Source organism: Roseateles sp. (genome assembly GCF_039929605.1).
Classification (GTDB): domain Bacteria; phylum Pseudomonadota; class Gammaproteobacteria; order Burkholderiales; family Burkholderiaceae_C; genus Pelomonas.
The window spans coordinates 1-7995 of sequence record NZ_JBDSQX010000132.1; the positions used below are offsets into that span (position 1 = coordinate 1).

Sequence of the window (7995 nt, forward strand, 5' to 3'; positions counted from 1 at the left end):
TGGTCTGGTAGCCGTCGTAGCGCATCAGGCCGACGCTGGTGCCCACCCAAATCAGCCCGCGCCCGTCCTGGGCCAGCGAGGAGACCACGCCATCGACGAGGGCCGATGTGCCGTCGGCCGGCACGAAGCGGATCTCCGCCATCGGATCGCGCCCGGCCCGGGCCGCAGTCAGCGCAAAGAGCAGGCACAGCAGGGTTAGAAAGGCACGCATAGAAATGCTTTTCATGGGCGCGTCCGCGCGTCGCTGCGGGCCGCGCGTCGTTCTAGGTCACCCCGCTGGCGGCCGAGGTTAGCAACCTCAGCCGCCCCGTCTTCACCCAGTCATCCAGCCGGCGGCGCGCGTCTTCGTGCAGCTCGGCCTCGTTCGTGGCCTCGGCCTCGACAAGACCGATCCAGGCGTTGCGGCCCACGTCCTTGGCTTCGTAGAGGGCCGCGTCGGCGAGGTCGATGGCGTTGTGCCAGTCCAGCGCCGCAGGCAGGCGCGTGCACAGCGGGAAGGCGCTGAAGCCCACCGAGCAGCTCAGCGACAGCCGGTAGCCGCCGTCCAGCTCGAAGGGCTGGGCCGCGATGGCCTGGCGGGCGCGCTCGGCCAGCTCGGCGGCGCGGCTGCGCGGCGTGCCGCGGGCGACGATGAGGAACTCCTCACCGCCCCAGCGCACGAGGTAGTCAGACGAGCGGAACACCTGCTCCAGCCGGCCGCGCATCTGCGTCAGCACGGCGTCGCCGGCCATGTGGCCGTGGGCGTCGTTGATGCGCTTGAAGTGGTCGATGTCGATGAGGAAGAACAGCAGGTCCTGCTCGCTGCCACCCGGGCTGGGGGCATTGGCGCTGGCCTCGTAGTGGCGCACGGCCAGCGCCGCGTCTGCCGGCAGCTGCCGGTCCAGGAAGCGGCGGTTGCGCAGGCCGGTCAGCGGGTCCGTCAGGCTGGCTTCCTCCAGCTCGATGGACTTGGCGGTCAGTGCGGCCGTGGCGGCCTCCAGCGCCTCGGTGCGCTCCTGTACGCGCGCCTCCAGCACGCGGTGGCGGCGCAGCAGCCAGCGGGTGCGCACGCGCACGATGCCGGCCACCACGGCCAGCGCCGCCAGCACGGCCAGCACCTGGGCCCAGCGCGTCTGCCACCAGGCGGCGCGCACGTCCACTTCGACCAGCAGCTCGTTGGGCCCCCAGGCGCCGTCGCGGTTGCTGCCCTGCACATGCAGCCGGTAGTGGCCGGGCGTGAGGTTGGTGTAGGTGGCCGTGCGGCCCAGCGTGCCGTCCACCCAGCCGTCGTCCAGGCCCTGCAGGCGGTAGCGGTAGCGGTTGCGGCTGGGCTGGCTGTAGTCCAGCGACGCGAAGGCCAGGCTGAAGGCGTTCTCGCCGGGCGCCAGCACCAGGTTGCCGCCGGCGGCGGGCAGCGGCCGCTCCTCGCCGTCCACGCGCAACTCCGAGATCACCAGCGGCGGCTTGTAGGACCACGGCGAGAAGCGCTCGGGGTCGATGACGAGCAGGCCGCGCGCGCCGCCGAAGAGCATGCGGCCGTCGTCCAGTTGGGCATAGGCGCGGAACCAGCCGGTGCCGAGGTCGGCGCCGTCCGCCGCGCCCAGCTCGCGGCGCTCGCCGCTGCGTGGGTCGTACATGTTGCGCTGCGACCAGATGCGGCCCTGCTTGTCCAGCAGCAGGTTGGCACCGAAGGCCCCGCCCGCTGCCGACGCGGCGACGGCCTCGAAGCGCGCCTGGTTGCCGTGGCTCTCGACGAGGCGGTGCAGCCCCGTGCCGGTGTCCACCCACAGGCGGCCGGCCAGGTCCACCGCCATGCCCAGCACGGTCTGGCCGGTCAGGCCCTTGGGCTCGACCCATTCGGCCACCGGTTCCTCGTCGTCGGGTTTGGCGACGCGGAACAGCCCGGCCGCGCCGCCCGCCCACAGGCTGCCGTCGGGCAGGCGCGCGAAGGCGTTGACCTCGCCGGTGCCGCCGACGAGGCCGGCGGTCGGGATGGCGCGCATCTGCGGCCGCCCGGGCGTCCAGCGCAGCAGGCCGTCGAGGGTGGCGATCCACAGTGCGCCGTCCTCGCTTGCGTGAAAGCGCCGCGGCACGGCGTTGCCGCTGCGCAGCGTCTCTTTCCAGTGGCCCTGCTCGTCAAAGCGCAGCAGCTGCGTGTCGACGGCCACCCAGACGGAGCCGTCGCGTGTCTGGTCCAGCGCGTTGACGCGCCCGGCCGGCAGGCCGCCGACGCCCGGCGCGATGTGGGCGATGGGCTGGAGCTGGCGGTCGCGCCGCTCGATGCCGCCGGCCAGCGTGCCCAGCCAGACCTCGCCGTTCTTCAGCTGCAGGATGCTGCGCACGTCCAGCGCCATGGCGCCGACGCCGTCGCGCACCATCGACAGCCCCGGCAGCGACGGCACGTGGCGCATCAGGCCGCCGCCGTAGCTGCCGGCCCAGATGGTGCCGGAGGGGTCGCGCATCAGCGCGCGCACGTCGCTGCGCGGGCCGGTCGCCGCACCCGTGGCGGGCAGGCGTTCGATCAGGCTGCCGTCGGTGGCGCGCCGGCGCGACAGGCCCGACGAGTCGCCAAACCAGAGTTCGTCGGCATCCGGCTGGGCCATGACCATCAGCGGCCAGACGCTGGGCGTGCCGTCCGCCTGCGCACCGGCGCTGAAGGGTAGCGGCAGGCCGGCAGGCGACAGCGCGCGCAGGCGGCCCTGGGCGGTGCCGGCCATGATGCGGCCGTCCAAAGTTTCGGCCAGCAGCGTGATGAGCTGATCGTCCAGGCCCACGTCCAGCGTCTCGATGGGCCCGTCGGGCGCCTTGCGCGCCAGGCCGCGCCAGGTGCCTATCCACAGCGTGCCCTGGCGGTCCACCAGCAGCGTCTGCACGCGCGGGTCGGGCAGGCCGTCCTCGCGGCCGCGGTGGTGGGTGAAGCGCTCACTTTTGACGTCGAAGCGGTCCAGCCCGCTGCTGCCGCCAATCCACAGCGTGCCGTCCTTCTCCAGCGCCAGCGTGCGCACGGTGTTGGCGGCGGGGGCGGTCTCGTCGGCGGAGTTGGCGTCGCGCGCCCAGCGGGCCCAGCGGCCGGTGGCGAGGTCCATGCGCACCAGGCCGCTGTTGCCGGCGGCCACCCACATCCAGCCGCGCGGGTCGGGCAGCATGGCGCGCACGAATTGCTCGGGCAGCAGCTTGCCGTCGGGTGCGGCCAGCGCGTAGTGCTTGAAGGTGTAGCCGTCAAAGCGCAGCAGGCCCTCGGGCGAGCCGGCCCACAGCAGGCCGCGCGAATCCAGCCCGAGGGCGGAGACGACGTTGTCCCGCACCGCGCCCGGCTCGCCGATGGGCTCGAAGCGCGGCACCACGGCCGCCGCCCCTTGCACCAGGCCCAGTCCCGTCGCCACGGCGATCAACAGGGCGGCCCAACCCCTCTTTGTGAAAACCCTCATGCGGCGGATTCTCGGGCAGCGGCGAGCCGGTCAGACCGGGTCTTGCCCTCAGATGACGTGAATCCTTCCCGCCTGCGCTGGCGACGAGAGTTTGCGGGCCGAGCGCCAGGACGCTCCCGAGCCGAACTTGAGCCCCGTCACCCCTTGTAAACGACGCTGGGATGCGGCTTGACTGGGCGCTTATGAAAGTTGTCCGACCACGCCTTTGAACTTCTCAGATCCTGAATGAACTTGCGCTCCAGATCGCCTTCGCTCTGGTCGCCCTCACTGACCTGCCAATCCTTGGTGTACTTGTCGAGAACGATGAAGTTTCTGGATGCGGCAACGGTCTTGTAGTCACTCGTTCGGCTTCTTCTTCTCGCCTTGAATCAGCGCGCTCAGTTCACTCTCGATCTCTTGCACGGTCGGCAACTGCGACTGCACCGACAGGGGAATGTCTTTGGTGATGAACGAGCTCACGCCCATCGGCTTGTTGATGTCGCGCAGCGCGTACTCCACATCCAGCTTGTCTTTGTCTTTGCACAGGATCAGACCAATCGTGGGCTGGTCATCTGCAGCACGCAGCTGGTCGTCAACCGCCGACAGGTAGAAGTTGAGCTTGCCGACGTACTCGGGTTTGAACTCGCCCGCCTTCAGTTCGATCACCACATAGCACTTCAGGCGTGCGTGATAGAACAGCAAATCCAGAAAGTAGTCCCTGCCATTCACCGCCAAGGGATATTGCCGCCCAAGGAACGCAAAACCCTTGCCCAGCTCCAGCAGAAACCGGGTGATGTGGGCGACCAACTGGTTCTCGATATCGCGCTCCACCGCCTGTGGGGTCAGCGACAAGAAATCGAACACATAGGGGTCCTTCAGGCTTTGCTGCACCAGCTCCGACTGGGGCGAAGGCAGGGTCTGTGCAAAGTTGCCCACCGCCTGGCCCGCACGCTCATGAAAGCGCTGCTCGATCTGCCACTCCAGCACCGTGCGGCTCCAGCCATGCGCAATGCAGGCCTGCGCGTACAACAGCACCAGCTCCACTGACTTGACCTTGGCCAGCAGGGTGCGCACATGCCCCCAGGGCATTTGTCCCACAGGCTGTGGGACAACTTCAAACTGCGGGCTGAAAAAGGCATAGAACTGCCGCATGGCAAACAGGCTGGTGCGCGAAAAGCCCTTCATGCCGGGGTAGGTGGCCTGCAAATCCAGCGCCATCTGCTCCACCACCGCCGAGCCCCAGGCGCGCTTGCGTTGCCAAGCATCCAGCTGCCGGCCAATGTCCCAGTACAGGCCCAGCAGTTCGGTATTCACCGCCAGCACGGCGCGGGTCTGCGAGGTTTGAATGCGCTGCTTGATGACGGCCAGCGCCTGGCGGTAATCGGTGTGCTGGGTGATGTCGCTCATGCCTTCAGACTCCTGCTGCATTTTGGCGTTGCAGTTCGGCGCGTTGGGTGCTGGTCATGTCGGTGCTGTTTGGGTGGATGTGACCGTGAGAGTTGGCGATTGAACGCGTGCTTTGCGTATCAATTTCCCGTTGGGAGTGTGCTGCGCCTCTCACGCGCGGGACGGTCAAGGCACTCTTTGGACGAGGTGCTTATTCAGCCTGCCAAAGGCTTGGCGATCGCGTCGATGCGCTCGACGACCTCGGCCGTCAGCTTCGGCGTGACCGCCAGCGCGGCGAGGTTGTGCTGCAGCTGCTCCAGCTTGCTGGCGCCCAGGATGACGGTGGACACGCGCGGGTTGCGGTTGATCCAGGCGATGGCCAACTGCGCCGTGTCGCAACCCAGCTCGGCCGCAATCTCGGCCAGCTTGCCGACGGCGTCGTTCTTGGCCTTGTCCTGCACGTTCTCGCGCAGCCAGGCCATGCTCTCCAGCGAGGCGCGGCTGCCCTCGGGGATGCCGTGGCGGTATTTGCCGGTCAGCAGGCCCGAGGCCAGCGGGCTCCAGGTGGTGAGGCCCAAGCCGATGTCGTCGTACAGCCGCGCGAGCTCCTGCTCGACCTTGCGGCGGTGGAAGAGGTGGTACTGCGGCTGCTCCACGACCGGCTTGCGTAGGTGATGGCGCTCGGCGATCTCCCAGGCGGCGCGGATGTCGCCCGCGCTCCATTCGCTGGTGCCCCAGTACAGCGCCTTGCCCTGGCTGATGATGTCGCTCATGGCCCAGACGGTTTCCTCGATGGGCGTGTTCGGGTCGGCGCGGTGGCAATAGATGAGGTCCAGGTGGTCGAGCTGGAAGCGCTTGAGCGACGCATCCACCGCCTGCATCAGGTATTTGCGGTTCAGCGTGTCCTTGCGGTTGGTCGTCACGCCGTCGCGCTGCAGACCCCAGAAGAACTTGCTCGACACGATGTAGTCCAGCCGGTTCCAGCCCAGCGCCTTGAACGCCTGGCCCATGACGACCTCGCTCTCGCCCTGGGCATAGACCTCGGCGTTGTCGAAAAAGTTGATGCCGGCGTCGAAGGCTGCGGCCAGCATCTCGGTGGCCGCCTTGGTGTCCACCTGGTTGTGATACGTGACCCAGGAGCCGAGCGAGAGTTCGGAGACCTGGAGGCCGGCACGGCCGAGGCGGCGGTATTGCATGGGGAGGTCCTGTCGGGGGCTGGAAAGGGCGGCAGCTGAAGCGCGCAACGATGCCCGGGTATCGTTGCGGGTATGAACCTCGCTGTCATCGGCGCGGGCCCTGCCGGCCTTGCGCTTGCCCTGCTGGCCGCCGAGCGCCTGCCGGCCGCCCAGATCCACCTCTTCGACACGCGCCCGCTGGACCGCGACATCAGCGGCGACGCGCGCACGCTCGCACTCAACCTCGGCAGCATCCGGCTGCTGCAGCGCCTGCACGCTTGGCGGCCGGAGGCGGCCCAGGCCATCCAGACCGTGCACGTCAGCCAGGCGCCGCCATCCCCCGTGGCCGGCGAGGTGCGCATCCGCGCGGCCGACCTCGGGGTGCCCCAGCTCGGCGCCGTGCTGCCGTACGGCGCCTTGGTGGCGCCGCTGCAGCAGCGCTGGCTGGCGCGTGCCGTCCAGGAGCCGCAGCGGCTGTTCACGCGCTTCGGCACCGCCGTGCACGCTATCCGCTCGGAGGCCAGCGGCGTGGAGCTGGACAGTGGCGAGGGGCCGTTGGTCGAGCGCTTCGACCTGGCCGTCGTGGCCGAGGGCGGTGTGTTCGCCGAGCAGGATCGCAAGCGCATCAGCAGTGACTATCACCAGAACGCCTGGGTCGGCAGCGTGCGCCTGGCCGCGCCCGGCCTGCAGGGCCTGGCCATCGAACGCTTCACCCGCAACGGCCCGTTAGCCCTGCTGCCGTTGCCCGACGACGCGCAAGGCCCGCGGGCGGCGCTGGTCTGGTGCCTGCCTCAGGCCGAGGACGACCTCGCCACGCTGAGCGACGCCCAGCGCCTCGTCGTCATTCAGCAGCAACTGCCCGCCGCCGCCGGCCGGCTCACCGGCATCTCGGCGCTGAAGTGCTTCCCGCTCGGCCTGAACGCCGAGACCCGCCTGCTGCAGGGCCGCACGCTGCGCATCGGCAACGCGGCGCAGACGCTGCACCCGGTCGCCGGCCAGGGGCTCAACCTTGGCCTGCGCGACGCCCAGGCTTTGGTGGACGCGCTGCGCGAGGCGGCCGAGACCGCAGTCGACCTGGACACGGCGCTGGCCCGCATCGACCGCCAGCGCGCCCCCGACCGCTGGCCCATGATCGCCGCCACCGACTTTCTCGCCCGCAGCTTTGCCTGGCGCCTGCCGGGCTTGCCCGCGCTGCGCGGCCTGGCGCTGGCCGGCCTGGAGCTGGCCACGCCGCTGAAATCTGCCATCGCCCGCCGCATGATGTTCGGCGGTTGAAACACGCCACGGAGATTCGATGCAGTTCCGTTTCACTCTCGCCGCAGCCCTGCTGCTCGCCGCCACCCAGCCGGCCACGGCCCAGACCGCGCCGCTGATCCCGCCCGCCAAGCCCATAGCGGGCGCCTCGCAGGAGGAATGGTCCAAGCGCTGGTGGCAATGGGCGATGTCCTTCGACGACGACGAGAGCCCCGTCGCCGACCGCGACGGCCGCTTCTGCGCCGAGGGGCAGGACGGCCCGGTGTGGTTTCTCGCCGGCACCTACGGCACGGCGCGCACCGTGCGCAGCTGCCACGTGCCGGCGGGCAAGACGCTGTTCTTCCCGCTCATCAACTACATCACCTTCGAGCCCGACGATCAGGACGAGTCCTGCGCCGCGCTCAAGCAACGCGCCGCCGCGTTGACGCCCGCGTCCACGGCCCTGGTGCTGGAGGTCAACGGCAAGCGCTTCAACGGCCTCGCCGCCTACCGCCAGGCCACGCGCCGCTGCTTTCACATCACCGAGGACGACGACACGCGGGCCGCCGGCAACGGCTTCTACGTGGCGCTGGGCCCGCTGAAGAAGGGCCGCTACACGCTGAACTTCGGCGGCATCCTGCCCGGCATGTCGCAGGCCGTGACGTACACGCTGGACGTGGAATAAGGCCGGCTAAGAGCCTATCCGTAAATAATGTTTATTGTCAGCGGCACCTTGCGGAACGCGATGATCGCTGCGGCGATGTGGTTGAGCGCGAGGAAGCTGCGATCGAGTTTCTCGTATCGCACGAGCAGCT

The 7995-nt window shown here is 69.3% G+C and carries 6 protein-coding genes and 1 pseudogene; 2 read left to right on the plus strand and 5 right to left on the minus strand.

What is annotated here, in order from left to right:
- The 4 genes from ABIS05_RS17850 to ABIS05_RS17865 all read right to left on the minus strand — a co-directional run.
- Positions 1-226: two-component regulator propeller domain-containing protein (locus ABIS05_RS17850; RefSeq protein WP_348014373.1), on the minus strand; the 226-nt coding region annotated here is incomplete at its 3' end.
- 37 nt (positions 227-263) lie between these two features.
- Complete coding sequence (locus tag ABIS05_RS17855) at positions 264-3407, minus strand: diguanylate cyclase (RefSeq protein ID WP_348014374.1); 3144 nt, start codon at positions 3405-3407, stop codon at positions 264-266.
- 336 nt (positions 3408-3743) lie between these two features.
- On the minus strand, positions 3744-4793 hold the full coding sequence (locus ABIS05_RS17860; RefSeq protein ID WP_348014375.1) for a PDDEXK nuclease domain-containing protein: 1050 nt from the start codon (positions 4791-4793) through the stop codon (positions 3744-3746).
- A gap of 194 nt (positions 4794-4987) precedes the next feature.
- A complete protein-coding gene (locus ABIS05_RS17865; protein ID WP_348014376.1) occupies positions 4988-5968 on the minus strand; it encodes an aldo/keto reductase in 981 nt (326 codons plus the stop codon).
- 72 nt (positions 5969-6040) lie between these two features.
- Between ABIS05_RS17865 and ABIS05_RS17870 the strand changes: the two genes are divergently transcribed.
- Together ABIS05_RS17870 and ABIS05_RS17875 are read left to right on the plus strand one after the other, a co-directional pair.
- A complete protein-coding gene (locus ABIS05_RS17870) occupies positions 6041-7222 on the plus strand; it encodes an FAD-dependent monooxygenase (RefSeq protein ID WP_348014377.1) in 1182 nt (393 codons plus the stop codon).
- A 19-nt stretch (positions 7223-7241) separates the two neighbouring features.
- Positions 7242-7865 carry a hypothetical protein gene (locus ABIS05_RS17875; protein ID WP_348014378.1) on the plus strand — a complete coding sequence of 208 codons (624 nt, stop codon included), beginning with the start codon at positions 7242-7244 and terminating at the stop codon, positions 7863-7865.
- 14 nt (positions 7866-7879) lie between these two features.
- On the opposite strand, the pseudogene ABIS05_RS17880 reads toward ABIS05_RS17875, so the two are convergent.
- Positions 7880-7995 (minus strand): annotated as a pseudogene (locus ABIS05_RS17880) (IS5/IS1182 family transposase); the annotation flags it as partial.